Below are 26,803 nucleotides of genomic sequence, written 5' to 3'. Positions count from 1 at the left end.
GGTCTGTGCGTGTCCGAGCCATGACGAGCTGCTGACACACCCACCCCCCTCGGGTCGGTCCCGGGACGGGCGAACCGCCCCGGATCTGCTTGCTGTTGGACTGTGGAAAAGACGAGTCGACGCGCGAAGCGCGCTGGAACGTAAGGAGGAGAGCGGTCACCGGAGCGTCCGCGCACGACAGTGCGCGGCGTCAGCCGATCGGACGGTCCCCAGGCGCGCGGACACGGTCGTCGCACGCACCCCCGCCGACGGCCGGCCGTACCCGGGCATGCCGAGAAAGGCAGTCGACATCGGAGCGCGAACACTCCTGCCCACTGCCGGTGATACCCCCCACGAACACCCCCAGCGCACAGCGAATGCCGTGCTCAACTCGCAGCGTACAACCGCAAGATAGGTCCACAACACGGTGACGATGAGGCGTTTCGAAGAATTGGTGCCAAGCAGTCGGTATGCCGCACCTGAACCACCGGTCGTCCGGGCGTCCAGAGGCTACAGTTGGGCCCCGCCCGCTCGACCGGGCGTCCCGACCACCTCGGCGTCACCGCAGCTGGAGTCCTCGACTGTGTACCTGGCCGATCGCTCAACACCCCGCGGGGCCCGCGAGTCCGCCGAGACCTCGCCCGCCACACCCGACGGCATACGGAGGCGGGGGCCGCTGCGGGCGGTCCCCCCGACCGTGCTGGCCCTCGGCACCGTCAGTCTCATCACCGACGTGTCCACCGAGATGGTCACGGCCGTCCTCCCGCTCTACCTCGTCATCGGGCTCGGCCTCAGCCCGCTCGGTTTCGGCGTGCTGGACGGTCTGCAGAACGGCGTCAGCGCCCTGGTCCAGCTGACCGGCGGCCACCTGGCCGACCGGGTGCGCAACCACAAGCTGATCGCCGGCATCGGCTACGGCCTGTCCGCGCTGGGCAAGCCCCTGCTCCTGGTGCACAACCTGGGCGCCCTCGGCGCGGCCCTCACCCTGGACCGCACCGGCAAGGGGCTGCGCACCGCGCCGCGCGACGCGATGATCTCGCTGTCCGCCCCGCCCGAACGCCAGGGCCGCGTCTTCGGCGTGCACCGGGCGATGGACACCACCGGCGCCCTGCTCGGCCCGGTCCTCGCCTTCCTGATCCTGGGCGTGGCGGCCGGCGGCTACGACGCGGTCTTCGCGGTGAGCGGCTGCGTGGCGGCGCTCGGGGTGCTGGTCCTGGTGCTGTTCGTACCGGGCCGCCAGGGCCGCGCCGCCGCCGGCCCCGCCCCGGGCGGATCCGAGGCCGGCGGCCCGGACGCCGCCCCGCCGGCCGGGGACACCGCGGGGACCGCCCGGGTGCCCGCCGCGCGCACCGCCGAGGACCCCCCGGCCGCCGAGGCCGGAGCGACGGAGGCGGCCGCGGCGGTACCCGCCCCGCCGCGTCCCGACCTGCGCGCCGCCCTCGGCCTGCTGCGCGGCCGCCGGCTGCGCTCGCTGTTCGTCTGCGCCGTGCTCCTCGGCCTCACCACCGTCAGCGACGCCTTCCTCTACCTGCTCGTGCAGCGCCGCACCGGGATCGGCGAGCAGTGGTTCCCGCTGCTCCCGCTCGGCACCGCCGCCGTGTTCCTGCTGCTCGCCATGCCGCTGGGCCGCCTCTCCGACCGGATCGGCCGTCGCACCGTCTTCCTGACCGGCCACGCCGGCCTGCTCCTCGCCTACGCCCTGCTGCTCTGGGCACCGTCGACCCCCTTCGTGCCGTACCTGGTGCTGCTGCTCCACGGCGCGTTCTACGCCGCCACCGACGGGGTGCTGCCCGCCGCCGTCGCCGCCACGGTTCCCGAAGGGCTGCGCGCCAGCGGACTGGCCCTGGTCGGCACGGGGCAGGCCCTGGCCCGCTTCAGCTGCTCGCTCGCCTTCGGCGCAGCGTGGGCCGCGTGGGGCGACGGCCCGGCGCTGGCCGCCGCCGCGCTCGGACTCGTCTGCTGCGCCACCGTCGCCGGCGCCGCGCTGCGCCCCACCGGAGAGACCCGATGAACCTGACCCCGCAGCGTCGCCTGCTGATCCTGGCCCTCGCGATCGTGCTGCTCGGCGGAGTCGGAGCCTGGTCCGTCCTGCGGGCGGCCGACGAGGCCGACCGGCGGAACCGGCCCCGGGCCGGCGGACCGGCCGTCACCGAGGGCAAGGTGACGCTGGGTCAGGCCGAGCGGCTGGTCTTCCGCAACACGGCCGCCGGCCCGCACCGGGACGAACTCGTCACCGTCCCGTCGGCCGACCCCACCGGCGCCACCCGCACGGCCTCCGGCGTCAGCTGCCTCCGCTTCCACACCGCCCGGGGCACCGGCGTCTGCCTCCAGTCCTCGACCGGCGTGGCCCAGCAGAACTACCGCGCCCGGATCCTGGACGCGGACCTGCGCACGGTGAAGACGTATCCCCTCGCCGGCATCCCCAGCCGCGCCCGGGTCTCGCCCAGCGGCAGGCTGATCGCCTGGACCGTCTTCGTCAACGGCGAGTCCTACGGGACCGCCTTCTTCTCCACCCGCACCGCGATCCTGGACACCCGCGGCTGGAAGCTCGTGCCCAGCCTGGAGGAGTTCGCCGTCACCCTGGACGGCAAGCCCTACCGGGCGGCCGACGTCAACTTCTGGGGCGTCACCTTCACGGCCGACGACGACACCTTCTACGCCACCCTGAGCACCGGCAAGCACACCTACCTGGTCCGCGGCTCCCTCGCGCGGCGCACGGTCACCACCCTCGCACAGAACGTGGAATGCCCCTCGCTCTCCCCGGACGGCACCCGGATCGCCTACAAGAAGCGCGTGCTCGGGACCGCCGCGCTCTGGCGCGAGCACGTGCTCGACCTGCGCACGATGAAGTCGACACCGCTGGCCGAGCGCCGCAGCGTCGACGACCAGGCGCTCTGGCTCGACGACCGCACCCTGGCCTACGCCCTGCCGGGGGAGGGCGGCCAGAAGGACGCCCACGACGTCTGGACGGTCCCGGCCGACGGCACCGGCGCCCCGCGCGTCCTGCTCAAGGACGGGCTCTCCCCGTCACGCCTGCGGTGACGGCCCGCGGAGCGGCGGGGGCCGCCCGTCGCTCCGCCGTCCGGCGCGCCACCACCATCCGGCAGCGCGGGCTGCCGTCCTCGCGCCTGCCCAGGGACTCCATGGGGAGGGTCTCCACGGCGAAGCCCGCCCCGGTGAGGCCGGCCCGGACGTCCGCCAGGCGGAAGGTCCGGTAGTACATGACGAAGGGGGGCCGCCACAGGGCGTTCCTGACCCTCATCGCACCGTCGAAGCCGAGCAGCGTCCACCAGAGCGGCGAGCCGACGCGCGGCGGCGCGGGCAGCGGGAAGGCGAAGGTGCCGCCCGGCCGCAGCGCGGTGTGCACCTGGGCGAAGAGCCGGGTCTGCTGCGCCGGCAGGAAGTGCCCGAAGGCGCCGAAGCTGACCGCAAGGTCGAAGGCCCCGGCGAAGGGGAGGGCCAGGGCGTCCGCGCGGACCAGATCGGCCGCGGGATGCGCCGCGCGGGCCTCGGCGAGCATGCCCGCGCTGAAGTCGACGCCCGTGGTCCGGCCGGTGCAGAGCGCGTCCAGGACGGGCAGGCCCGCGCCGGTGCCGCAGCACAGGTCCAGTCCGGCGCCGAAGGGGCCCAGCGGGCGCAGGGTGTCCGTCACCGCCTCCAGGAGGCGGTCCGAGGTCCGGAAGGGTGTCTCGTCGAACTTCGACGCGAGCAGGTCGTAGCCGTGCTCCACCGAGGACAGCGCCTGGACGGTCAGCTCACGGAGGCTCGGGCCCCGGGGGGTGAACATGCACCGACCCTACGCCGTCACCTCGCGGCCCGGGTGTCGCTCGCGGTGATGCCTAGAGCGCGGAGCGTACGGGCGGGACGTTCCAGGACGGGGTGATCCCGGTGAGCTGGCAGGCCAGCAGGTAGAGCGGGATCGGAGGGGTGTACGGGGAGGTGCCGTCGGGCCGGTGGATGAGCCGCGGGCCGCGGTCGGGGATGTCCGCCCCCGGGGCGTAGCAGGCCGGCAGCGGCCAGGTCAGGTCGAGGTCGGAGCCGGCGGGGACGAGCCACCACCACCAGTCCGTGTCCGCGTAGACACAGCCCTTGGAGGGGAGGCGGGACAGGACGCGGAAGCCGTGCCGCGCGGGCACTCCGACGGCGTCGCAGCCCAGGGCGGTGCTGAGGCCCGAGGGGACGATCAGCCGGGTCGAGGCGGAGCCGGTGGGCCTGCGTCCCCTGGAGTTCAGCAGGGTCGCCATCGACCTCAGCACGGGTTGCCCATGCCGTGGGCGAGCTCCGCCCAGACGACTCTGGCCGTGCCGTGGCCGGTGCGGTCGGCGCCCCAGGCGCTGCAGAGGCCGTCCACGAGGAGCAGGCCGCGGCCTCGCTCGTCCTCGCCGCAGTCGCGTATGCGCGGGTCCGCCGCGCCTCCCTCGTCCCGTACCGCTATCCGCAACTGCTCTTCCCCTTCGCGCAGTTCGCAGACGACGTAGCTGCTCGCGGTGTGGACGACGGCGTTGGTCACCAGCTCGGAGACGATCAGCGTCACCGTGTCGCGTATGTCGGGGTCGCAGCCCCACAGGATGAGGCGTTCCTCGGCCAGCCTGCGGGCGCGCGAGACGGATTCCGTGCGGGCGGGCAGCTCGAAGGCGAAGCGCCGGGAGGTGGCGGTATGTGGGCGCTGGGTCATGACGCGGGGGCCCATGAGACCTGGGGGAAGCGCGTTACCAGAAGCCACGACCGGTCCTCACAACAGTGGGTAAGCAGTGCCGTACAGCGCGACGGTCGTGACGGCGCACGACAGCAGCACGTACTGGTTCACCGGAATACTGTGCTCCCGACGCGGACACTTGGCAAGTGGCACTCTGAAAATTGCAGAGTGCTGTGTTCTCTCTGGCCCTGTTCATGGCACACTCGGTCGAAACAGCGCGTCGGGGAGGTCTGAGAGTGAGCGAGCCGCGGTCCGCCCCCACGGTGGGACAGGTCGTTCTCGGCAAGCGTCTGCAGGATCTCCGCGAGCGGGCCGGCCTGAAGCGGGAGGAGGCCGCCAAGGTCCTCCGCGTCGCTCCGGCGACGATCCGGCGCATGGAGACCGCGGAAGTCGCGCTGAAGATCCCGTACGTACAGCTCCTGCTGAAGGCGTACGGCATCACCGACTCCGAGGCGGAGGGCTTCGTCGCCCTCGCCGAGGAGGCCAACCTCCCCGGCTGGTGGCAGCGGTTCCACGACGTGCTGCCCGGCTGGTTCTCCATGTACGTCAGCCTGGAGGGGGCCGCGAGCCTCATCCGGGCGTACGAACCGCAGTTCGTCCCCGGTCTGCTCCAGACCGAGGGGTACGCCCGCGCCATTCTGCGCAGCGGGGCGGTCGGCGGCAGAGATGCCGAGAACGACGAGGACACCGAGCGGCATGTAGCCCTGCGGATGGAGCGCCAGTCCCTGCTGACCAGGGACGACGCCCCGAAGTTCTGGGTGATCATGGACGAGACGGTGTTCCGCCGACCGGTCGGCGACGGGCCCGAAGTGATGCGCGACCAGCTCGACCGGCTGCTCGAAGCGTCCGAGCTGCCGAACGTCACCCTGCAGATCGCGGAGTTCGCGTCCGGCCACCACCCCGGCACCTACGGACCGTTCGTCCTCTTCCGCTTCGCCATGCCCGAACTCCCGGACATGGTCTACAGCGAGTACCTGACCGGCGCCGTCTACCTCGACGCGCGCCCGGAGGTGGCCTCCCATCTCGAGGTCATGGACCGCATGGCGGCCCAGGCCGCGACTGCACAACGCACGAAGGAGATTCTCCGGAATCTCCGCAAGGAGCTGTGAATGGATCGCATATACAACGGCATGCCCGCCGCGGATCTCGGTGCCGAAGGCTGGCACAAGCCGTGGAGCGGCGGGAACGGGGGCAACTGCGTGGAGGCCATGAAGCTGGCCGACGGCAGAGTCGCCGTGCGACAGTCCGCAGACCCTGAAGGCCCCGCCCTCATCTACACCCACGGCGAGATCGCCGCCTTCATCCAGGGAGCGAAATCAGGTCAGGCAGACTTTCTGCTCACCTGACCTCTTCCGTCACACCCCGCTCGTCGCGTAACTCTTGCTGCAGTGCCAGTAGTTCTCTCCGCCGACCAGGAGCCCCGATGACCCAGGACCCCGCAGCCGTAAGGATCGACACCAGCAAGCCGCATCCCGCGCGGATGTACGACTGGTTCCTGGGCGGCAAGGACAACTACCCGGTCGACGAGGAGATGGCCCGGCAGCTGCTCACGGTCGACGCCCGGGGCCGGGACATGGCCCGGGTCAACCGGGCCTTCATGCACCGCGCCATCCGCTGGCTCGGCGCCAACGGCGTACGCCAGTACCTGGACATCGGCACCGGCATCCCGACCGAGCCCAACCTGCACCAGATAGCCCAGCAGGTGGCGCCCGAGTCGCGGATCGTCTACTGCGACAACGACCCGATCGTGCTCGCGCACGCGGCCGCCCTGCTGCGCTCGACCCCCGAGGGGGCCACCGAGTACATCCAGGCGGACGCCCGAGAGCCCGAGATGATCCTCGAAAGGGCTGGAAAAGTCCTTGATTTCGACCAGCCGATAGCCCTCTCCATGCTCGCCCTGCTGCACTTCGTGGGCGACGAGGACGGGGCGTACGACCTGGTCGGCAAGCTCGTGGAGAAGCTCGCGCCCGGCAGCTACCTGGTGCTCTCGCACGTCACCGGGGACTTCGATCCGGAGGGCGCCGCGAAGGCCGCGGGGATGTACCGGGCGCGCGGCCTGACCCTGCGGCCCCGGTCGCGCGACGAGCTGGCCGCGTTCTTCGACGGACTCGAGTTCGTCGAGCCCGGTGTCTCGCTCACGGCCGAGTGGCACCCCGAGCTGGGCGAGCCCGTCCCGGTCATCGGCGACGACCCGATTCCGGGCTGGGCCGCGGTCGGCCGCAAGCCCTGACCGCGTCCCACCCGTCCCTCCACGGAAGGGGCCCGCAGACCGTGAGGGCTGCGGGCCCCTTCTCCTGCCGGTCGACCGGGCCGGCGGGCTACGCGGCCGGCTTCACCAGGGTGACCCGGAACGACGAGGGGGCGCCCACGTTCCCGGCGGCGTCGATCGTCCGGTACTCCACCGTGTGCGTGCCGTAGTCCGGTGTCGCGTCGTCCCACGGCACGGCCCGGCTGCGGCCCAGCTTGCCGTACACGAGGTCGTCGACGACCGTGCCCGACGGCGAGAAGCGGAAGGGTGCCGCGGCGTCCGTCGGCCAGCCGTAGTACGTGTACCAGCCGTCGCCGTCCACCCGGAACTGGCTCACCACCGTGCCCGGCCGGTCGTCCCGGGCCGTCAGCCGCATGGTGAACGCGCCGTCGTAGACGTACTCGACGGCTCCGCCCGGCCGGTGCACGGTCCGCAGCGGCTTCGACAGTTCGTACGCCGCCGTCGCCGGCCGGGCGTCGACCGTCCAGGTCGACTCGGCGCGGCTGCCCGGGATCCGGGCGGTCAGCGTGTGCGTGCCGGGGGACAGGCGCAGCGAACGCAGGTCGAGATCACGGTCGTTGCCGTCGTCGGCGACGGCACGGCCGTCGAGGGTCCAGCGCACGGAGAGCGTGCGGCGCGTCGGATGGGTGGTGTCGGCGTACACGACGGACCGCGCGCCGACCGGGGCCCTGGTCGCGGTGTGCCCCGTGAACGCGGCCTCCGTCTCCTGGACCGGAGTGGTCGCGCGGGTGTCCACGGTCCAGCTCACGGTCCGGGTGAGCGCCGCCGAGGCGCGGACCGCCGGGTCCCGGACGAACGGGGTCGGGTCGCTCACGGTCGCGGTCAGGGTGTGGGTGCCGGGGGAGAGGCGCAGGTTCCGCAGGTCCACGGTGCGGGAGCCGCCGGTGGCCAGCTGCCGGCCGTCCAGCCGCCAGCGGACCGACAGTTCACCGCCCACGGGGTGCAGGGTGTCCACCCAGACGGTGCGGTCGGCGCCCAGCGGGGCGGAGTTGTCCGTGTGGTCCTGGACCAGGTCCACCTTGGCCGAGATCGCCTGGACCATCACCTCCCGCTCCACCTGGTCGAAGGCGTAGCCGAGGGTCTTCATCAGCGAGTGCCGGCTCGGCCGCCACACCCCCTGGGTGCTGTACATCCCGCCCTCGTGGCGGCCGAGGACGCCGCCCGACTCGCTCTCCTCGCCCAGCCAGCGCCACCACTTGGCGCGCTGCGCGCGCATCTGCTCCTCCGTGAGCAGGGTGTGGTGGGCCGAGGACGGCTCGGGCCCCGAGTAGGCCCCGCCCGGGACACCCCGTGCGTAGTAGTCGTACTCGTCCTGCAGCTTGCCCAGCGAATGCCCGATCTCGTGCGGGGTGATCAGCGCGGAGAGGGCGTTCCCGCCGGACGCGGTGGCGTAACTGCCGCCCGCTCCGCCGTAGGTGTCGCTGTGCGCGAGGGCGACGATCTGGCGGTTGGCTCCCGTCGTCCCGGGCACGAGGTCGGCCAGGGCGCCGGCGAGCCGGCTGTCCACCGTGAGCAGCCGCTGCACGCTGCCGGGGTCGCAGCCGCCCCAGAAGCCCATGCCCAGGGCGGTGTCCCGGCGCGGGGCGTCCAGCGCGGGGTCGCAGTCGACTCCCGACTCGCGCGAAGGGACCTCCACCGCCCACACGTTGACGTACGAGCGGTACGAGGCGAAGGGTTCGACGCTCCACAGCACGTTCAGGTGCTTCTCGACGTCGGCGCGGAACCGCGGCATCTCCTCGGCCGTGTAGCCGTCGCCCATGACCACCAGGTTGAAGCGCTTCTCGGCGGGGCCGGTGGTCTGGACGGGGACCACGGTCGCGGTGTCCGCGACCGTCGGGGCGGCGACGACCGCCGGTCCGGCTCCCACCAGACCGACGGTCAGCAGACAGCCCACGGTGAGCCGGGCCACCGTCCTTCGCGCACGCCGGAAACGTATGCCATGTGAGGTCATGGGGCGCGAGCGTAGGCCGCGCCCCGAGTGACGTAAAGATGTCCGTCGGCCGTCATCGGCCGTCCATGTCAGCTTCGCAGATAGGCCAGACCCGGGTGCTCGTCCGTGTATCCGTCCAGCAGGCGCCGGGCCACCGCGACGGAGTCCACCAGTGGGTGCAGCGCGAAGGCCTTGACCGCCGTCGCCCGTGAGCCGCTCTCCGCCGCCGCCAGGACCTCCCGCTCCACGCCCTTGACCGCCGTCACCAGCCCCACCGCGTGGTACGGCAGGGGAGCCACGGTCACCGGGTGGGCGCCCGTCGCGTCCACGAAGCACGGCACCTCGACGACCGCGTCCGCGTCGAGCACCGAAAGCGTCCCGCGATTGCGGACGTTGAGGATCAGCGTGGCGCGCTCGTTGCGCGCGACGGCCCGCATGAGCGCCAGTGCGACCTTCTCGTAGCCGCCCGACTCCAGGTCCTCCTCGTCGCGCTCGCCGATCCCGGCCGCCTCCCGGTTGGCCGCCATGTAGGTGGCCTCGCGGTCGGCCAGCGTGCGGTGCCAGGCGGCCAGCGGGGGCGTGTCGGCCTTGCCCATCTCCCGGTAGAAACCCGCCTGCTGGTCCAGCAGGTAGGCGCCGCGCGTCCGTTCCGCCTGCCGGTAGGCGTGCACCGCCTCGCGGTTGAAGTAGTAGTAGTGCAGGTACTCGTTGGGGATCGCGCCCAGCGAGCGGAGCCACTCGGGGCCGAAGAGCCGGCCCTCCTCGAAGGAGCCGAGCGCCTGCTCGTCCGCGAGCAGCCGGGGCAGCTGGTCGCGGCCCCCGACGTGCAGGCCCCGCAGCCAGCCCAGGTGGTTGAGCCCCACGTAGTCGATCCACGCCTCGTCCGGGTCCGCCCCCAGGATCCGGGCGACCCGGCGGCCCAGTCCCACGGGGGAGTCGCAGATGCCGACGACCCGGTCGCCCAGCACCCGGGACATCGCCTCGGTGACCAGACCGGCGGGGTTGGTGAAGTTGATGACCCAGGCGTCCGGCGCCAGCGCGGCGACGCGCCGCGCGACGTGCGTCGCGACCGGCACCGTGCGCAGCCCGTACGCGATGCCGCCCGCCCCGACGGTCTCCTGGCCGAGGACCCCCTCGGCGAGCGCGATCCGCTCGTCCGCCGCCCTGCCCTCCAGCCCGCCGACGCGGATCGCGGAGAAGACGAAGTCCGCCCCGCGCAGGGCCTCGTCGAGGTCCGTCGTCGCCGTGACCACCGGCGCGTCCGGCACCCCCGCGCCCTGTTCGGCGAGGACCCGGGCGATCGCCGAGAGCCGGCCCGCGTCGAGATCGTGCAGCGTGACGTGGGTGACCCGCCCCTCCGCGTGGTCGCCGAGCAGGGCTCCGTACACCAGCGGGACCCGGAATCCGCCGCCTCCGAGAATCGTCAGTTTCATGGTCGTACGCTACTCGGATGCACGTACTGAGCAGCCGGATCCTCCTGCGGCCCGCCGACCCCGAGCGCTCCCGGCGCTTCTACGGGGAGACGCTGGGGCTGGCGGTCCACCGCGAGTTCGGCACCGGCCCGCAGCGCGGCACGGTCTACTTCCTGGGCGGCGGTTTCCTGGAGGTCTCCGGGCGCGCCGACGCCCCGGCGCCCTCGCCGGAGCTCCGGCTCTGGCTCCAGGTCGCCGACGTGCGCGCCGTGCACGAGGAGCTGCGGGAGAGGGGTGTCGAGATCCTGCGGGAGCCGGTGACCGAACCCTGGGGACTGGTCGAGATGTGGATCGCGGACCCCGACGGGGTCCGCATCGCCGTCGTCGAGGTGCCCGAGGACCACCCGCTCCGCTACCGGCCCTGACGCGCGGGGCCGTTGCGGGGTCCGGTGCCTCCGGGGCTCAGCCCACGTCGAGCGCGTGCGGCAGGCCGAGACGGTACCGGATGCGGTCGTGGCGCTTCAGGCCCTCCAGTTCCGGCGCCCGGAAGAGCGGCCGCACCGCGCAGCGGGCCGCGGCCGACCCCGTACGGTCGAGCAGCGCGTTGACGGCCTGCCGGGCGGAGGCGTTCGCGCCCTCCATCGTCGCCAGGTCGATGTCCACGGCCACGTAGTCGCCGGCGAGGTAGAGGTTGGGGACGGCGGTGGCGGCCCGCGGCCGGTTGTGGAAGGTGCCGACCGGATGGATCAGCAACTGGTCCTCGTTGGTCGGGTTCGGGGTGCCGAGACCGTCCACGCCCGGGTCCAGGAACCAGGAGTGCAGGGCGCCGTCCTTCAGGACCGTGCGGCCGGTGTCGTTGAACGCCGCCTTCAGCTGCGCCCACACCTCCCGGGCCACCTCCGCGCGCGTGCACTGCTTGGCGGTCTTCCCGTAGAGGATCCCCGGCCGGTCCCACTCGGAGATGTCCACCGAGAGGCAGTCCACGACCGCCCCGTCGCCGTAGTCGGCCGCGAAGTCGCGCGCCGGCCAGTGCCGCGCCTGCTGGATGGCCGTCAGGGACCAGGGGGAGTCGATGCAGTTGGCGTGCCCGGCGAGCAGCGGTGCCCGCTCGGTCAGATAGAACTGGATGCCCGTCATCCAGTCCGTCTCCAGCCGGTCGCACCGGGCCAGCTGCGGGTCGGCCGCGCGCAGCGCCGCGCCCCAGGTACGGCGGGCGTGCTCGACCGGCATGGCGCAGACGTAGTGGTCCGCGGTCACCCGGTGCGTGGCGCCCTGCGGGTCCTCCACGACGGCCGCCCCGATCCGCCGGGCCCCGGAGTCGTACGCCAGCTCCCGGACGGTCCAGCCGATCCGGAACTCCACGCCCAGGCCGGTCAGATGGTCCACCCAGGGGTCGATCCAGGCCTCGTTGGTGGGCAGGTTCAGGATCCGGTCGAGGGGACCGTCGGCGCCGCGCCCCAGCGCGTTGAAGGCGAAGGCCTCCAGGAGGGTGGCGACCGTGCGGGTGCTGGCCTCCTCGGCCTTGGTCGCCACGATGTTGCGGGTCAGTCCCACCGCGAGGATGCGCTGGTAGTCGTAGCTCATCCGGTCGGCGCGCAGGAACTCCCACCAGGGCGTGCGCTCCCACACCTGGTCCCGCCGCTCGTCGCAACTGGTCAGGAAGACCAGGAACCGGTTCACGAAGTAGGCGGTCTCGTGGAGGGGGATGGATCCGGCGGTGTCCAGGAGCGCGGTGAGCGCGCGGCGGATCTCGTCGAGGGTGAGCTCGGCCGGCCGGTGCCCGGGCCAGGGGAGCGGGATGCGCAGGTCCTCGCGGCCGCTGCGGGCGAAGGACATCTCGGCCGGCGCGACGAGGTTGTCCCAGACGCCGTTCGCGTTCCCGGGGAAGGGGATGCGCCGCAGGGTGTCGGGGAGGTTGTGGTAGATGCCCGGGATGAACCGGAAGCCGTGCTCGGCGGGGAGCGGGCGCCGTCCGCCGCATGCCCCTGCGGCCTCGCAGCGGTGTACGGGGACTGCTGCGGGCGCTTCCACGCGGGCACCGCCGCCGCGCCCACCGCCGAGCTCCTCATGCGCTCGCGCTACAGCGCCTTCGTCGTCCGCGACGAGCCGTACCTGCTGCGCACCTGGGCACCGGAGACCCGGCCCGGCGAGGTCGACTTCGACCCGTCGCTGCGCTGGCGGGGCCTGGAGATCCGCGAGACCACGGACGGCTCCGCCTTCCACGGGCAGGGCACGGTGACGTTCGTCGCCCGCTTCACGCACGGCGGCGAGGAGGGCGCGCTCCACGAGCGCAGCCGCTTCACCCGGCACGAGGGTGCCTGGGTCTACGTGGACGGCGACTTCGTCGAGTGAGGCCCGCGCCCCGCGTCGGCGCGGTCAGGAGGTGACGCCGACCGGCTCGCGGGGGCCGCGCGGCAGACCGTTCGCCAGGTCCTCCGCGACGAGCTTCTTCGCGATGGCGTCCGTCGCGGCCCGCAGTTCGGGTCCGCTCGGCCGGCCGCGCTCCCGCTCGATCCGCTCACTCAGCCAGTCCGACCAGGCGAGGGTGATGACCTGCGCCTCGCGCCTGCCGGCCGCCGTGTGGGAGAACAGGTTGCCCTCCCGGGTCAGATAGCCCTCGTCCACCATGCGGTCGAAGACCGGCAGCAGGACCTCCGGGGGTACCCGCCGGCCCGCCGAGATCAGGCCGAGGCTGGCGTGACCGACCATCCGGGTGAAGAGTTCGACCTGCATCACCGCCCACGCGCCCGCGGTGTCGAGCCGGGTGTCCGAGCCGGAGACGACTCCCCGGGCCGTCGCCAGATCCATCCGGCGCATGATCCGGCCGACGGAGAGTTCCAGCAGTTTGGCCGAGTCGCCGGACATGGTGGGTGAGCCGAAGCCCTCGCCCATGTCGGGAGCGGCGGCCCGGGCGGAGTCCCGGAGCGGGACCTGCTTGAGGAAGAGCGCCACCACGAAGCCGACGGCCGCCACCGGCACCGTCCAGAGGAAGACCGTGTGGAGCGTGTCCGCGTACGCCTGGACGATGGGCGCCGCCACCTCGTCCGGCAGTCCGTGCACCCCGGCGGGGCTCCGCGCGGCCACGGCGATCGCCGCCGCGTCGCCGGCGCCGGCGACCGCCGCCGCCTCCGCGATCCCCTGGCTCAGGTTGGGCCCGAGGGAGTTGGTGTAGATGGTGCCGAAGACGGCCGTGCCGAACGAGCTGCCGAGCGTGCGGAAGAAGGTGACGCCCGAGGTGGCCGTGCCGAGGTCGGCGTACTCGACCGTGTTCTGCACGGCGATCGTCAGCACCTGCATGCACAGGCCGATGCCGACGCCGAGCACGAACATGTACAGCGACTCCAGCCAGGCGCTGGTGCCGGTGCCCATCAGCGACAGCAGGAAGAGCCCGAGTCCCATCACCGCGCAGCCCACGATCGGGAAGATCCGGTAGGTGCCCGTCTTGCTGACCACGTTGCCGCTGTAGATCGAGGCGATCAGCAGGCCGACCACCATGGGGAGGGTCCGGATGCCGGAGATCGTCGCCGAGTCGCCGTCGACGTACTGGAGGTACGAGGGCAGGAACGTCATCGAACCGAGCATCGCGAAGCCGACCACGAAGCTCAGTACGGAGCAGACGGTGAACACCGGATTCGCGAACAGGCGCATGGGGAGCATCGGTTCGGCGGCCCGGGTCTCGACCCAGCAGAAGAGGGCGAGGGCGATCAGGCCGCCGGCGAAGAGGCCGATGATGACGGCGGAGCCCCAGGCGTACTCGTTGCCGCCCCAGCTGGTCGCCAGGATGAGGGCGCTCGAACCGGCGGCGACGAGCGCGATGCCCGCGTAGTCGATGACCGGGCGGCTCGCGGAGCGTACGGAGGGGATCGTGCGGGCCGCCGCGATGACGACCAGGATCGCGATCGGCACGTTCACGTAGAAGGCCCAGCGCCAGGTGAGGTGGTCGGTGAACAGACCGCCGAGCAGCGGGCCGATGACCGTCGAGACGCCGAAGACCGCGCCGATCGCACCCTGGTACTTGCCGCGGTCGCGCAGCGGGATCACGTCGGCGATGAGGGCCATGGAGGTCACCATCAGACCGCCCGCGCCGATGCCCTGGAGCCCGCGCCAGGTGATCAGCAGGCTCATGTTGGTGGCGAGGCCGCACAGGAACGAACCGGTGATGAAGACGATCGCGGAGATCTGGAAGATCACCTTGCGGCCGAAGAGGTCGCCGAACTTGCCGACGAGCACGGTGGCGACGGTCTCGGCCAGCAGGTAGGCGGTGACCACCCAGGACATGTGGGCGGCGCCGCCCAGGTCCGCGACGATCGTGGGCAGCGCCGTGCCGACGATCGTCTGGTCCAGCGCGGCGAGGAGCACGCCGAGCATGATCGTGCCGAAGACGATGTTGCGGCGGCGGCCGTCGAGCACCGGGGGCTCGGTCGCCGGAGGCGCGGGGGCGGCTTCGCTGGTGGTGGTCACCCTCGCAGCCTCACACCGGGGGACGCGGCACGCATGCGGGGCACGGCCGAACCGGTGCGGCGGACGGGCGCCCTCGGCGGAGCGGTGAGCTGCGCGGAGTCCCCGCCGCACGCTCGCCCGGGGCGCCCGGGGGGCCGGCCGGTGCGAGCGGGTTCGGCGGTACGGAGGCACCCGGTGGGACTCGGCCCGGGGCGCGCCTTCCGGGCCGGGCCGGGCCGCCGGCGGGGTGTGTCAGTTCGGGAGCACCGGCAGCAGCGGGTGGTGTTTGGCGAGGATCTTGTTGGCCCGGGCCAGCGCCGACAGGGCGTGCTCGCGGTCCGCGCGGTCCTCCGCGCACAGCGGTCCGCGGAACCGGTACACCTCGCGCGCCGCGCTGTCGGCGTCGACCTCTGCCTGCAGGACGTGCAGCGGCAGACACGACCCGATCATCGCGGCCACGCGGTCGGGGATCGGGACGGGAACGAGGGGTGCGGGCGAGGTGATCACGGGTCAGTCCTTGTGGGTCCGGAGGCGAGGTGGGGTCTCTCTCCTACATACGTACCGGATGGGGTTCCGGGTTCGTCGACGGGGTTGTCCCCGCGTCGCAACGGGTCGCGGACCCTTCGGCGGGGCGTGCGGCCCGGCCGCGGGCCGGTGGATCACCCGGGCCCCGGGGCGGTCCGGTGCGTTCTCGCAGGTGCGGGGAGCGTGGCGCGATCTTCCCCGCGGCCGGCGCCTCGCGATCGCTCGGACGTTCGTCGAACAAGACGTCGGGAGAGGGGGGATGGGGCCCTGACGCGCCGTCGGTGAATGTGAAGCATCTCACGCTCTTCTCGGGCCGTTTCCGGGTTTGGCGCGGCGCCGAGGCGGTTGACCGCTGGACGACCCGGGTGGGTCGAGGAGGCCTCGCGGGGCGGGCCGCCGCCGGCCCGGTGCTCGCCCGGGTGCGGTCGATCCCGTCCGGCCGATCCTGTCCGGACGGTTGGATTCTGCTTGTGCGTGGGTCGGTTGACTGCCCGGTGGGGCCGGATGCGGCGTGACCGGCGTGGCGCCCCTCAGGGAGCCAGTACCTCGGCCAGGTCGTAGGAGACCGGCTCCTCCAGCTGGGTGTAGCCGCAGGACTCCGGCGCGCGGTCCGGCCGCCACCGCTTGAACTGGGCCGTGTGCCGGAACCGGTCGCCCTCCATGTGGTCGTAGCCCACCTCGCACACCCGCTCCGGCCGCAGCGCCACCCATGACAGGTCCTTCTTCCCCGACCAGCGGCTCGGCGCTCCCGGCAGCCGGGCGCCCTCGTGCGCGGACTCGTCCGTCCACGCCGCCCACGGGTGCCCGTCCGGCGGGTCCATCCGCAGCGGCTCCAGCTCCGCGACCAGCTCCTCGCGGCGCTTCGCGGTGAACGCCGCGCAGACGCCGACGTGCTGGAGCCGGCCGGTGTCGTCGTACAGGCCGAGCAGCAGCGAACCGACGACCGGGCCGCTCTTGTGGAAGCGGTAGCCGGCCACGACCACGTCGGCCGTCCGCTCGTGCTTGATCTTGTACATCAGCCGGGCGTCCGGGCGGTACGGCAGGTCCAGCGGTTTGGCGATCACCCCGTCGAGCCCGGCCCCCTCGTACTGCTCGAACCAGCGCGCCGCCACCTCGGGGTCCCGGGTCGCCGGGGCCAGATGGACCGGGGCGTCGACCCCGCGCAGGGCCTCCTCCAGCGCCGCCCTGCGCTCGGTCAGCGGAGTGTTCAGGAGGGAGTCGTCACCGAGGGCGAGCAGGTCGAAGGCGATGAACCGGGCGGGAGTCGTCTCCGCCAGCATCCGCACCCGCGACGCGGCGGGGTGGATGCGCTCGGAGAGCCGGTCGAAGTCGAGCCTGCCGTCGTGTTCGATGACGATCTCCCCGTCGACCACGCACCGCTGGGGCAACCGGGGCGCCAGCGCCTCCACCAGCTCGGGGAAGTACCGCGTCAGGGGCTTGCCGGTGCGGCTGCCGATGACGAGCTCGGGGCCGTCGCGGTGGACGAGGGCACGGAAGCCGTCCCACTTGGCCTCGTACTGCATGCCCGGCGGAATCTTCTTGACGGCCTTGGCCAGCATCGGCTTCACGGGCGGCATCACCGGCAGATCCATGCAGCGATTGTCCGGTATGCGGGGAATGTCGGCGAGCCCTACGCTGGCGGGCATGGCAGGCAAGGCGGCAGCGGTGGAACTGGAAGTCGGCGACCGGACGGTCCGTGTGTCCCATCCCGACAAGGTGTACTTTCCCGAACCCGGCTACACCAAGCTCGACATGGTCACCTACTACCTGGCGGTCGGCGACGGCATCACCCGTGCGCTGCGCGACCGCCCGACGACGCTGGAGCGCTACCCCGACGGGGTGACGGGCGAGTCGTTCTTCCAGAAGCGCGCCCCCACGTACATGCCCGACTGGATCCCGACCGCGCACATCACCTTCCCCAGTGGCCGGTCCGCCGACGAGATGTGCCCGACCGAGCCGGCGGCCGTCCTGTGGGCCGCCAACCAGGGCGCCGTCACCTTCCATCCGTGGCCGGTGCGCCGCGAGGACACCGACCACCCCGACGAGCTGCGCATCGACCTCGACCCGCAGCCGGGCACGGACTACGCCGACGCGGTCCGCGCCGCCCACGAGCTGAGGGCCGTGCTCGACGAAGTCGGGCTGCGCGGCTGGCCCAAGACCTCCGGCGGGCGCGGCCTGCACGTCTTCGTGCCGATCGAACCCCGGTGGACCTTCACCCAGGTGCGGCGGGCCGCCATCGCCTGCGGCCGGCAGCTGGAGCGCCGGATGCCCGACCGGGTCACCATCAAGTGGTGGAAGGAGGAGCGGGGCGAACGGATCTTCGTCGACTACAACCAGACCGCCCGCGACCGCACCATCGCCTCCGCCTACTCCGTACGGCCCCGCCCGCACGCACCGGTCTCGGCGCCGCTCCGCTGGGACGAGATCGACGACGCGGTGCCGCGGGACTTCGACATCAGGACGATGCCCGCGCGCTACGCCGAGGTCGGCGACGTCCACGCGGACATGGACGACCGGCGCTTCAGTCTGGAGAGCCTGCTGGAAGTGGCCCGGCGGGACGAGGCCGATCACGGCCTGGGCGACCTGCCGTACCCGCCGGAGTACCCCAAGATGCCGGGGGAGCCGAAGCGGGTGCAGCCCAGCCGGGCGAAGAAGACCGACTGACGGCGAAGCGGGCGACCGGCGGCGAGCCCCGCCCCGGTCGGGTTCGTCCTGCCCGCCGGCCGGGGGGTCGATGCCGGGGGTGCCGCTGCGGCACTAAAACAACACGAACGATCGTGCTAGCATTTTCTCATCGCTCCGGCCGACCGAGGAGATCCGGCATGCATCCCCTGGTTCCACTCCTGCGCACCTCGCTGAACGCCGCCGCCCGCCTGGCCCCCGGACTCGCCGGACGTGCCGCCTTCCACCTCTTCGTCCGCCCGCAGGGCCGGGCAAGGCTGCGGCCGGAGGAGGAGCGGTTGCTCGCCGAGGCGCGCCCGGGCCGGCTGGAGGTGCGGGGCAAGGGGGTCGTCACCTACGCCTGGGGCGACGGCTCCCGCCCCGTCCTGCTGGTCCACGGCTGGTCGTCGCGCGGATCGCGCTTCGCCGCCTTCGTCCGGGCCCTGCGTGAACAGGGCTACAGCCCCGTCCTGTTCGACGGCCCGGGACACGGCGCCTCGGAGGGGCGCGCCACGAACATCCGCGAGTACCGCGAGATCATCCGTCATCTGCACGCCGAGCACGGTGACTTCGAGGCCGTGATCGCCCACTCCTTCGGAGTGCTCGCCGCCCTCTTCGCGCTCCGCGACGGGGTACGGACCGAGCGGTTCGTCGGCCTCGGCGGTGTCGGCCGCTTCGACTGGCTCGTCGAGGGGTTCCGGACCGGTCTCGGTCTGGACGAGCGGGTCATCGACGGGATGCGCGGTCACGTGGAGACGACGCTCTTCCCCGACGAGCCCGACATCTGGCGGCGGCTGAGCGCCACCCACGCGCCCGAGGAACTCGCCGCGCCCGTCCTGCTGTTCCATGACGCGCAGGACGACATGGTGCCGCCGGCCCAGTCCCGGGCGCTCGCCCGCGCCCACGGCACCGGGGCCCGCCTGGTGGTCACCGAGGGGCTCGGTCACCGCCGGATCCTCGCCGACCCGGAGGTCGTCGCGGAGGCCGTGCGCTTCGTGACGGCGCCCGCGCTCAGCCCGAGCGGGGTGCCGGCCGCGGGATGAGCCGCGCGCCCCCCGATGACGCCGGAACAGGTGCCGGGCAAGGCCCGGAGACGTGTCCGGAAAACTGGCCCGGGCGCGCTCCTGGAAGGCGCCCCGACGGCCCTCCGCGGGGGGTGTGCGCCGCCGGGGCGGCGAGCACTCCGAAGGAGTGGGCGATCACGGCCTCGAAGTCACCGTGCTCGGCGTGCAGATGACGGATGATCTCGCGGTACTCGCGGATGTTCGTGGCGCGCCCCTCCGAGGCGCCGTGTCCCGTGCAGATGACGGATGATCTCGCGGTACTCGCGGATGTTCGTGGCGCGCCCCTCCGAGGCGCCGTGTCCGCCCGACGGCGGCTCCCTCGGCCGCCGCCGGATCGTCTGCCGCGGCGGCAGGGCCTACGTCCTGGAGGAACCGTCCACCGAGTGGGCGGTGTTCGACATCGGCGGCTGAGCCCCGGGGGCCGCGAACGGAGGAGAGGCGAGCGGGGCGCCTACGGCGCATGGGCCTTTCTGGTCGTCATGTGCCGATCATCGCCGACGCGCCAGGCCGTGGCAAACCCTTACGGCGCGCCGCATTGATCGAACGTTGATGGCTCGTTTACGACCCTCGGGCAGCGTGTACGCCATGCAGACCGACACGACCGTACTGACCGCACCGGAGCCCGACATGTCCTGGCAGGAGAACGCCCTGTGCGCCCAGGCCGGCCCGGAGTTCTTCTTCCCGGCGCCCGGTTCCTCCACCCGCGAGGCGAAGCAGCTCTGCGGCGCCTGCGAGGGGCGCGTGGCGTGCCTGGAGTACGCGCTGACACACGACGAGCGCTTCGGGGTCTGGGGCGGACTCTCGGAGAAGGAACGGTTCCGCCTGAAGCGCCGACAGGGCTGAACGACCCTCACGAGGCCCACCCGTGGCCGCCCCGGCACCGCCGGGGCGCGGGGACGGCACGGGCTCCCGTCACAGCAGGACGTCGAGCAGCCGGCTGCGGGCCGGCGCGGTGTCCGGCTCGGCCGGGCCCTCCGGTTCGGTGAAGCGGACCGTACCGCCGACGGCCAGCAGGATGTCCGTGTACGCCGCCGCCTCGGCGGGGTGCGCGGTGGTGAGGTCGGCGACGACGACGCGCGAGCCGCGCGGCCGGGCGATCGCGAGACGTGCCTGGAACGCCCGTGGCACGGGACCGTCCACGCCGTCGGGCCGCCCCGGCAGCAGCGAGGTCACGAGCGCGGCGGGAGTGCCGCACGGCAGGTCGACCAGTCCGGACTCCCACACGTCGCCGAGGCCCGCCGTGGCCAGATCCAGCGCGCACCGGGCGGCCGCCGCTGCGGAGCTCGGCGCGCCCGTCTCGACCTCGGACAGCGAGAACACCGATACCCGCGCCTCGTCCCGCGCCTCCCGGCCCGGCGCCCCGCCCTCCCGCGTCCCGTCGCCCGCGTGGAGCCCGATCGCCGTGTGCAGGACGCCCCGATCGCGCAACTGCTCCAGCACGCCGAAGAGCGCCCGGGACTCCCGTGCCGCGCGGGCCGCACGGTCCGGGTCGGCGCACAGCGTCGCCCAGTCGGCGAGCAGCCCGTCCCGGAGCGGCTCCAGTGCGTCGAGGTCGAGGTCGACGTAGCCGGGCGGCAGCCGGAACCAGACGGCGTCCGGGTCCCGCACGGCGGTCCTCCTCAACGGACGGTCCCGGCGGCGCGGCCCATGTCGCGGGCGTGCGTCCAGTAGGCGGGGATCTCGGAACTCCCGAGCCGCGCCGCGTCGACACCGGTGGCCCCGTCGCGCGCGAGGCGGTCGTCGTCGGGCGCCGCCACACCGCTCGCGGCCGTCAGCGTCCCGGTGCCCGCGAAGGCGGCGTTGACCGGCGTCCGGGCTCCCGGGCCCACGCGCCGTACGGCCCACTCCGTCACCGGTCTGGGCGCGGCGTCGAACTCCCGCAGGGCGGTGGTGGAGGACCGGCCGAAGGTGCGGACCCCCTCGCCGAACCCGGTCGCCGCCCGGGCGCCCTTGGCGCCCTGGGCCACCGCACCGAGGCCCGGCACCGCGCCCACCGCGTCGCCGGCGAGCGTCGCCGTGGCGCTGAAGAACCGGCTGTCGAAGCGGCCTTCGGTGAAGCCGCCCTTCAGCGCGGTACGGATCTTCGGGTCCCCCGCGTGCAGTGCCAGCGCGGCGAGGCTGAGCCCGGCAGCGGCGAACAGCAGCGGGACGACGAGCCCTCCGGTCGCGAAGACCGCGACCAGGCCGAGCAGCGCCGAGGTGAGGCTGAGCGTGTCGCCCAGGTTCTCGTCGAGCCAGTCCAGGCCCTTGTCCAGCCAGCCGGGCTCCCTGGGGGCCAGCTTGTCCGTCGCCTCGTTCAGGGACTTCGCGATGGCGCCGGCCTGCGTCCGGTGGGTCTCCTCCAGCTCACGGGCCTTGCGGCGGACGTGGTCCAGCGCCTGCCGCGCCTTGGTCAGGTCCGCCGAGGCGCGCCTCAGCTCCGGCTCGGGGGTGTCCGCGCCCGGGGCGGAGGCCGTCCGCCAGGCCGCCTCGGACCTGCGGACCGCTTCCGCGTCGAGGCCGGCCCGGGTCTCGTAGGAGCGGGCGGTCGACTGGTAGCCCACCAGCGCGTCGTGCCAGGCACCCAGGCGGCCGGCCGCCTTCGTCAACGACCGGTGGGCGTTCCCCAGATGGCGGGGCAGGTCGCCGGCGAGGGCGTCGCGGAACGCGTCCGCCGCCTCGCCCCGCCACCCCGCGCTCTCCGACAGCAGCCGGTCCACCAGGCGGTGCGCGGTGCCGAGCGACCCGGCCGACGCCGACAGCTTCGCCCGCAGGGCGGCGATCTCCGGCGGGCTGCCCGGCGCCGGGTCCCAGCCGAGGTGCGGGAAGTCCCGGTCAGCCACGCTCCACCGCCCGGAAGGCCGCCTCGATCGCGCGGTTCAGCTCGGTGTAGCCGGCGTGGCTGAGACGCACTCCCGTGCGCACCTCGCCGATCCGGGCACCCAGCTGCTCCGCCCCGTACTTCCAGCGCTGCTGGAAGCCGTCGCACGCCTCGTCGAGCTCCTTCGTCCCCAACTGGTCGGCCCGGGCGTGCTCCAGGGCCCGTCTCGCCGCGGCGAGCGACGTCAGCGAGGAGTCGAGGGCATGCGAGAAACGGCCCAACTGATCGGCGTCCACCTGAAGATCACGATCCATGGGCGACCACCCTGGCAGATCATCGGCGCGGCGGAGAAATGCTGGTCACACCGGCGGGTGAGGCGATAACCGGATGCTGACGACGTGCCCACCTCACTACGATGAGTGTCCATGGAGCCCCACCACACGCGCGTCACGGACGAGGAGCTGGCCGCCTTCGGCCGCACGATCGACAGGCTGCGGAGCCTGCCGCTGGGAGATCCCGCCCGGATGCGCGGCGAGGAGATCGCCGCGACCTTCAGCCGCGAGAGCCGCAACAAGCGCCGCAAGGCCCGGCGTGCCGAGCGGGCCGCCGCCGACGCCGCGCTCGACGCGCGCACCATGACCGGAGCGCTCGAACGGCGTGAGGACGCGCCGCTGGCGGCCACCGGAGCCGGCTCCCCGGGGAACTACGTCCGGACGCGGCACTGCTATGTCTGCAAGTCGTCCTATCGACGGGCCGACGCCTTCTACCACCGTCTCTGCCCGCCCTGCGCCGTCGACAACACGGCCCGGCGCGCCCTGAGCACGGACCTCACCGGCCGCCGCGCGCTGCTCACCGGCGGCCGGGTGAAGATCGGGTTCCAGCTGGCGCTGATGATGCTGCGCGACGGGGCCGAGCTGCTCGTCACCAGCCGCTTCCCGCACGACACCCTGCGCCGCTTCCACGCGGTCGAGGGCAGCGAGCGGTGGCGGGACCGGCTCAGCGTCGTCGCCATCGACCTGCGCGACCCCCGTCAGGTGCTCGGACTGTGCGAGCGGCTGAACGCGGAGGGGCGGCCCCTGGACATCCTCGTCAACAACGCGGCCCAGACGATACGCCGGCCCCCGGAGGCGTACGCCCTGCTCGCGGCGGGGGAGCGCGGGGAGCTGCCGCCGGGGGTGATCCCGGCGCCGGGGTACGAGCGGGCCGACCGCGTCCCCGTGCTCGCCGGGCTGGAGCCGGACGAGGCCGGGCTGCTGCCGGACGCCTCGCCGCACAACTCGTGGTCCGTACGGCTCGGGGAGCTCGACCCGGCCGAGGTGCTGGAGGCCCAGCTGGTCAACGCCCTCGCGCCGACGCTGCTCTGCGACCGGCTGCTGCCGCTGCTCCTGGCCTCACCGAGACCGCGCCGCTACATCGTCAACGTGTCGGCCGTGGAGGGCCGCTTCACCGTGCGGAACAAGACGGGCGGCCACCCCCACACCAACATGGCGAAGGCCGCCCTCAACATGCTCACCCGCACCAGCGGGGCCGAACTGGCCGCGCAGGGCGTTCACATGTGCAGCGTGGACACGGGCTGGATCACCGACGAGAACCCGGCGCCCCGCAAGGCGCGGATCGCCGCCGTCGGGACCCGCACCCCGCTGGACGTCGTCGACGGCGCGGCCCGGGTCTACGACCCGATCGTGCGCGGCGAGGCGGGGGAGCCGTCGTCGGGCGTGTTCCTCAAGGACTACCAGGAGGCGGCCTGGTAGTCCGGTGGGCCGAGCGGTCAGCCCGCCGCGCGGGCCGCCATGCGGGCCTTGCGGGCCGCGAGCTTCGCGTCGAACTTGCTCGCCTCGTCGTCCAGGCCCGTCATGTAGAGGCCCAGCTCCTCCTGGGCCTTCAGGCCCTCCGGGCCGAGGCCGCCGATCTGCAGGACCTTGAGGAAGCGGAGCACCGGCTGCAGCACGTCGTCGTGGTGGATGCGCATGTTGTAGATCTCGCCGATCGCCATCTGCGCCGCCGCCCGCTCGAAGCCGGGCATGCCGTGTCCGGGCATCCGGAAGTTCACGACCACGTCCCGCACGGCCTGCATGGTCAGGTCGGGGGCGAGCTCGAAGGCCGCGCTCAGCAGGTTGCGGTAGAAGACCATGTGCAGGTTCTCGTCGGTCGCGATGCGCGCCAGCATCCGGTCGCAGACGGGGTCGCCCGACTGGTGGCCGGTGTTGCGGTGCGAGATCCGGGTGGCGAGCTCCTGGAAGGAGACGTACGCGATCGAGTGCAGCATCGAGTGCCGGTTGTCGGACTCGAAGCCCTCGCTCATGTGGGCCATCCGGAACTGCTCCAGCTTGTCCGGGTCGACCGCGCGCGAGGCCAGCAGGTAGTCGCGCATGACGATGCCGTGGCGGCCCTCCTCCGCGGTCCAGCGGTGCACCCAGGTGCCCCAGGCGCCGTCGCGGCCGAAGAGCGAGGCGATCTCGTGGTGGTAGCTGGGCAGGTTGTCCTCGGTGAGCAGGTTCACCACGAGGGCGATCTTGCCGATGTCGGTGACCTTGGACTGGGACGGGTCCCACGCCTCGCCGTCCTCGAAGAAGCCGGGGAAGTTCCGGGCGTCCGACCACGGGACGTACTCGTGCGGCATCCAGTCCTTGGTGACCTTGAGGTGCCGGTTGAGTTCCTTCTCCACCACTTCTTCCAGCGCGTACAGCAACCGGGCGTCGGTCCACCCGGTCGGGCTGCCGAGGTGGGGAGAGGTGAGCGTCACGGGGACTCCTGGGGACGGAGGAGGGGAAGCGGAATTACTTACGCACTCGTAGGTTACGAAACCGTAGGTTAAAGGCCGCGTGAGGGCTGGGCCAAGCCCGGCTTGGCGATGTCCGATTACGTTGCGTTATGTGCGCAGCTCGTGAGCGGTTGTGAGGGGCGACGGAGACCCAGGTCACGCCGATGTGTCGCCGCCGGGGCGTCCAGGGGGCGACGATCACGGCTACACAGAGCAGACGGCCCGCTCCGCCCGCGTGGGCCGCGGGGGAGCGGGCTCGGTCCGGGACGCACGCCCTGGTCGTGCCCCAAGAGGAACGTGGGGCGGACGGGGCGACCGGTGCCGCCGGAGCGGGTGTCCCGGGTGCCCCGGGCTCAGTGGGTCKCCGTCAGGCCCTCCCGCACCGCCTCCGCCGTCGTCGGCCGCAGCTCGCCGTCGAGCAGCAGCCACCGGGTGATCCCCAGCGACTCCAGGAAGGGCACGTCGTGGCTCGCCACGATCAGCGCCCCCTCGTACGCCTCCAGCGCCGCCGTCAGCTTGGCGACGCTCGCCATGTCCAGGTTGTTCGTCGGCTCGTCCAGCATCAGCAGCTGCGGCGCCGGGTCGGCCAGCAGCAGCGCCGCCAGCGTCGCGCGGAAGCGCTCGCCGCCCGACAGCGTCCCGGCCGGCTGATCCGCGCGTGCCCCCCGGAAGAGGAACCGCGCGAGCCTCGCCCGGATCTCGTTCGCCGTCGCGTCGGGCGCGAAGCGGGCGACGTTGTCCACCACGCTCCGGTCCTCGTCGAGCACGTCGAGCCGCTGCGGCAGGAAGCGCAACGGAACCTGCGCCAGCGCCTCGCCCGCCACCGGCTCCAGCTCCCCGGCGATCGTCCGCAGCAGCGTCGTCTTGCCCGCTCCGTTCCGGCCCACCAGGGCGATCCGCTCCGGGCCGCGCAGCTCGAACCCACCGCTCACCCGGGCCCCGTACCGCAGCTCCAGGTCGCGCAGCTCCAGCACGCCGCGGCCCGGATGGACGACCGTGCGCGGCAGCTCGATCCGGATCTCGTCGTCGTCCCGCACCGCGTCCACGGCGGCGTCGAGCCGCTCGCGCGCCGCGTCGAGCCGCTCGGCGTGCAGGGCGCGGTGCTTGCCCGCCGACACCTGCGCCTCGCTCTTGCGGTTGTTGGCGACGATCTTCGGCACCACCTTGTTCTGGGCGCTCTTCTGCGCGAACCGCTTGCGCCGCGCCAACTTCATGTGCGCGTCCGACAGTTCGCGCTTCTGCCGCTGCACGTCGGCCTCGGCGACCCGCACCATCCGCTGCGCCGCGTCCTGTTCGGCCGCCAGGGCCTCCTCGTACGCGGAGTAGGCGCCGCCGTACCAGGTGACCTCGCCGTCCCGCAGGTCGGCGATCTGGTCGACCCGCTCCAGGAGTTCACGGTCGTGGCTGACCACCACCAGGACGCCCGACCAGGCGTCGACGGCCTCGTACAGCCGGTGCCGCGCGTGCAGGTCGAGGTTGTTCGTCGGCTCGTCGAGCAGCAGGATCTCGGGCCGGGCGAGCAGCAGTGCCGCGAGACGCAGCAGTACGGACTCGCCGCCCGACACCTCGCCGATCGTGCGGTCGAGGCCGACGTGGCCGAGACCGAGCTCGTCCAGCGTGGCCCGGGCGCGTTCCTCGACGTCCCAGTCGTCGCCGACCGCCGCGAAGTGCTCCTCGGCCGGATCGCCGGCCTCGATGGCGTGCAGGGCGGCCCGGACGCCGGCGATGCCCAGTGCCTCGTCGACCCGCATCGCGGTGTCCAGCACCACGTTCTGCGGAAGGTGGCCGACCTCGCCGAGCGTGCGGATCGTGCCGGACGCGGGGGACAGCTCACCGGCGATCAGCTTGAGGAGCGTCGACTTGCCGGAGCCGTTGAGACCGACCAGACCGGTCCGGCCGGGGCCGACGGCGAGCCGGAAGTCGTCCAGGACGGGTGTGCCGTCAGGCCAGGAGAAGAAGAGGGACGAGCAGGTGATGAAAGTGGGGCGGACTGCCACGAGGGCCTCCCTGTTGCAAGAGCGTGGGCTGGGGCAACGGGTGAGACACCGGAGGCGCGGGCAGCCAAGCGGAAAGCTCGTACTCGTACGCCGAGGGTCGAAGACGGCACACGCGGCGCTCAGGGCGGCACGCGCGGCTCGGTGTCTCGAACCTCAGACGAGCAACGGCCTATCTCCGATCGGGCGACAACAGGGCCAGTACGGACCGTACGCCGGGCGCGGAGGGCGGGCAATCGAATTAGCGGGAGGGGCGGCGGGCCGTGCCCGTC

Annotated in this window: 26 protein-coding genes; 12 read left to right on the top strand and 14 right to left on the bottom strand. The window is 72.9% G+C overall.

Annotated elements, in window-relative coordinates; genetic code table 11:
- Positions 1–562: 562 nt before the first annotated feature.
- A complete protein-coding gene (locus EAO71_RS05270) occupies positions 563–1,990 on the top strand; it encodes an MFS transporter (protein WP_410093953.1) in 1,428 nt (475 codons plus the stop codon).
- A 2-nt stretch (positions 1,991–1,992) separates the two neighbouring features.
- Positions 1,993–3,021, top strand: coding sequence for a TolB-like translocation protein (locus EAO71_RS05265; RefSeq protein ID WP_147976665.1), 1,029 nt, complete (start codon positions 1,993–1,995; stop codon positions 3,019–3,021).
- Here EAO71_RS05265 and EAO71_RS05260 read toward each other — a convergent pair.
- From EAO71_RS05260 to EAO71_RS05250, 3 genes are read right to left on the bottom strand one after another with little or no spacing between them, the layout of a single operon-like run.
- Positions 2,987–3,766, bottom strand: a complete 780-nt coding sequence (locus EAO71_RS05260) for a class I SAM-dependent methyltransferase (protein WP_147976583.1) — start codon at positions 3,764–3,766, stop codon at positions 2,987–2,989. The genes EAO71_RS05265 and EAO71_RS05260 overlap by 35 nt on opposite strands.
- Positions 3,767–3,818: 52 nt before the next feature.
- Entirely contained in the window at positions 3,819–4,223 is a 405-nt protein-coding gene (locus tag EAO71_RS05255) for a hypothetical protein (RefSeq protein WP_187282566.1), read from the bottom strand.
- A gap of 5 nt (positions 4,224–4,228) precedes the next feature.
- Positions 4,229–4,654, bottom strand: coding sequence for an ATP-binding protein (locus EAO71_RS05250; RefSeq protein WP_147976664.1), 426 nt, complete (start codon positions 4,652–4,654; stop codon positions 4,229–4,231).
- 257 nt (positions 4,655–4,911) lie between these two features.
- Between EAO71_RS05250 and EAO71_RS05245 the strand changes: the two genes are divergently transcribed.
- The 3 genes from EAO71_RS05245 to EAO71_RS05235 all read left to right on the top strand — a co-directional run bounded on the left by EAO71_RS05245 (position 4,912) and on the right by EAO71_RS05235 (position 6,905).
- On the top strand, positions 4,912–5,784 hold the full coding sequence (locus EAO71_RS05245; protein ID WP_147976581.1) for a helix-turn-helix domain-containing protein: 873 nt from the start codon (positions 4,912–4,914) through the stop codon (positions 5,782–5,784).
- Positions 5,785–6,021 (top strand): DUF397 domain-containing protein, encoded by a 237-nt coding sequence (locus EAO71_RS05240; protein WP_137992288.1) that lies wholly within the window; start codon positions 5,785–5,787, stop codon positions 6,019–6,021. It abuts the gene before it with no gap.
- 77 nt (positions 6,022–6,098) lie between these two features.
- Positions 6,099–6,905: an SAM-dependent methyltransferase gene (locus EAO71_RS05235; protein WP_147976580.1), complete on the top strand. Its 807-nt coding sequence runs from the start codon at positions 6,099–6,101 to the stop codon at positions 6,903–6,905.
- An 88-nt stretch (positions 6,906–6,993) separates the two neighbouring features.
- On the opposite strand, the gene EAO71_RS05230 is transcribed toward EAO71_RS05235, so the two are convergent.
- Both EAO71_RS05230 and EAO71_RS05225 read right to left on the bottom strand, forming a co-directional pair.
- A complete protein-coding gene (locus tag EAO71_RS05230) occupies positions 6,994–8,895 on the bottom strand; it encodes a M64 family metallopeptidase (protein ID WP_147976579.1) in 1,902 nt (633 codons plus the stop codon).
- A 68-nt stretch (positions 8,896–8,963) separates the two neighbouring features.
- Positions 8,964–10,307: a 6-phospho-beta-glucosidase gene (locus EAO71_RS05225; RefSeq protein ID WP_147976578.1), complete on the bottom strand. Its 1,344-nt coding sequence runs from the start codon at positions 10,305–10,307 to the stop codon at positions 8,964–8,966.
- 17 nt (positions 10,308–10,324) lie between these two features.
- On the opposite strand from EAO71_RS05225, the gene EAO71_RS05220 reads away from it, so the two are divergent.
- Positions 10,325–10,711 (top strand): VOC family protein, encoded by a 387-nt coding sequence (locus EAO71_RS05220; RefSeq protein WP_147976577.1) that lies wholly within the window; start codon positions 10,325–10,327, stop codon positions 10,709–10,711.
- Between the two features lie 37 nt (positions 10,712–10,748).
- Here the strand turns inward: EAO71_RS05220 and EAO71_RS05215 are convergent, their stop codons facing one another.
- Positions 10,749–12,317 (bottom strand): hydroxysqualene dehydroxylase, encoded by a 1,569-nt coding sequence (locus EAO71_RS05215; RefSeq protein WP_147976576.1) that lies wholly within the window; start codon positions 12,315–12,317, stop codon positions 10,749–10,751.
- On the opposite strand from EAO71_RS05215, the gene EAO71_RS05210 reads away from it, so the two are divergent.
- Positions 12,234–12,638: a YchJ family protein gene (locus EAO71_RS05210; RefSeq protein ID WP_261992008.1), complete on the top strand. Its 405-nt coding sequence runs from the start codon at positions 12,234–12,236 to the stop codon at positions 12,636–12,638. The two genes, EAO71_RS05215 and EAO71_RS05210, sit on opposite strands and share 84 nt — an antisense overlap.
- A 24-nt stretch (positions 12,639–12,662) precedes the next feature.
- Here the strand turns inward: EAO71_RS05210 and EAO71_RS05205 are convergent, their stop codons facing one another.
- The 3 genes from EAO71_RS05205 to EAO71_RS05195 all read right to left on the bottom strand — a co-directional run bounded on the left by EAO71_RS05205 (position 12,663) and on the right by EAO71_RS05195 (position 16,843).
- Positions 12,663–14,747, bottom strand: a complete 2,085-nt coding sequence (locus EAO71_RS05205) for an MDR family MFS transporter (RefSeq protein WP_147976574.1) — start codon at positions 14,745–14,747, stop codon at positions 12,663–12,665.
- 231 nt (positions 14,748–14,978) lie between these two features.
- Positions 14,979–15,176 carry a hypothetical protein gene (locus EAO71_RS05200; protein ID WP_384866583.1) on the bottom strand — a complete coding sequence of 66 codons (198 nt, stop codon included), beginning with the start codon at positions 15,174–15,176 and terminating at the stop codon, positions 14,979–14,981.
- 605 nt (positions 15,177–15,781) lie between these two features.
- Complete coding sequence (locus tag EAO71_RS05195; protein WP_147976572.1) at positions 15,782–16,843, bottom strand: ATP-dependent DNA ligase; 1,062 nt, start codon at positions 16,841–16,843, stop codon at positions 15,782–15,784.
- A 52-nt stretch (positions 16,844–16,895) separates the two neighbouring features.
- Between EAO71_RS05195 and ligD the strand changes: the two genes are divergently transcribed.
- The 4 genes from ligD (at position 16,896) to EAO71_RS05175 (ending at position 19,819) form a co-directional block, all read left to right on the top strand.
- Positions 16,896–17,915, top strand: coding sequence for a non-homologous end-joining DNA ligase (gene ligD, locus EAO71_RS05190; protein ID WP_147976571.1), 1,020 nt, complete (start codon positions 16,896–16,898; stop codon positions 17,913–17,915).
- Between the two features lie 158 nt (positions 17,916–18,073).
- Positions 18,074–18,955: an alpha/beta fold hydrolase gene (locus EAO71_RS05185; RefSeq protein WP_147976570.1), complete on the top strand. Its 882-nt coding sequence runs from the start codon at positions 18,074–18,076 to the stop codon at positions 18,953–18,955.
- Positions 18,956–19,222: 267 nt separating this feature from the next.
- Entirely contained in the window at positions 19,223–19,387 is a 165-nt protein-coding gene (locus EAO71_RS37495) for a hypothetical protein (RefSeq protein ID WP_187282565.1), read from the top strand.
- Between the two features lie 174 nt (positions 19,388–19,561).
- Positions 19,562–19,819 (top strand): WhiB family transcriptional regulator, encoded by a 258-nt coding sequence (locus tag EAO71_RS05175; RefSeq protein ID WP_147976569.1) that lies wholly within the window; start codon positions 19,562–19,564, stop codon positions 19,817–19,819.
- A gap of 69 nt (positions 19,820–19,888) precedes the next feature.
- On the opposite strand, the gene EAO71_RS05170 is transcribed toward EAO71_RS05175, so the two are convergent.
- The 3 genes from EAO71_RS05170 to EAO71_RS05160 are packed head-to-tail and all read right to left on the bottom strand — an operon-like array spanning position 19,889 to position 22,090.
- Positions 19,889–20,584: a hypothetical protein gene (locus EAO71_RS05170; RefSeq protein ID WP_147976568.1), complete on the bottom strand. Its 696-nt coding sequence runs from the start codon at positions 20,582–20,584 to the stop codon at positions 19,889–19,891.
- Between the two features lie 11 nt (positions 20,585–20,595).
- On the bottom strand, positions 20,596–21,798 hold the full coding sequence (locus tag EAO71_RS05165) for a hypothetical protein (RefSeq protein ID WP_147976567.1): 1,203 nt from the start codon (positions 21,796–21,798) through the stop codon (positions 20,596–20,598).
- Positions 21,791–22,090, bottom strand: coding sequence for a hypothetical protein (locus EAO71_RS05160; protein WP_147976566.1), 300 nt, complete (start codon positions 22,088–22,090; stop codon positions 21,791–21,793). Before EAO71_RS05160 ends, EAO71_RS05165 begins: the two co-directional genes overlap by 8 nt.
- A gap of 111 nt (positions 22,091–22,201) precedes the next feature.
- On the opposite strand from EAO71_RS05160, the gene EAO71_RS05155 reads away from it, so the two are divergent.
- Positions 22,202–23,527, top strand: a complete 1,326-nt coding sequence (locus EAO71_RS05155; protein ID WP_147976565.1) for an SDR family NAD(P)-dependent oxidoreductase — start codon at positions 22,202–22,204, stop codon at positions 23,525–23,527.
- A gap of 17 nt (positions 23,528–23,544) precedes the next feature.
- Here the strand turns inward: EAO71_RS05155 and EAO71_RS05150 are convergent, their stop codons facing one another.
- Together EAO71_RS05150 and EAO71_RS05145 are read right to left on the bottom strand one after the other, a co-directional pair.
- The gene (locus EAO71_RS05150; protein WP_147976564.1) at positions 23,545–24,519 is read right to left on the bottom strand and encodes an acyl-ACP desaturase; all 975 of its coding nucleotides are present in this window, start codon (positions 24,517–24,519) and stop codon (positions 23,545–23,547) included.
- A gap of 371 nt (positions 24,520–24,890) precedes the next feature.
- Positions 24,891–26,534 (bottom strand): ABC-F family ATP-binding cassette domain-containing protein, encoded by a 1,644-nt coding sequence (locus tag EAO71_RS05145; RefSeq protein WP_187282564.1) that lies wholly within the window; start codon positions 26,532–26,534, stop codon positions 24,891–24,893.
- Positions 26,535–26,803 lie beyond the last annotated feature (269 nt).

It is taken from the genome of Streptomyces sp. MS191 (assembly GCF_008042125.1).
In the GTDB taxonomy this organism is placed as follows: Bacteria; Actinomycetota; Actinomycetes; order Streptomycetales; family Streptomycetaceae; genus Streptomyces.
The sequence above is the reverse complement of the archived record's forward strand: the minus strand, read 5'-3'. Positions and strand labels throughout refer to the sequence as shown.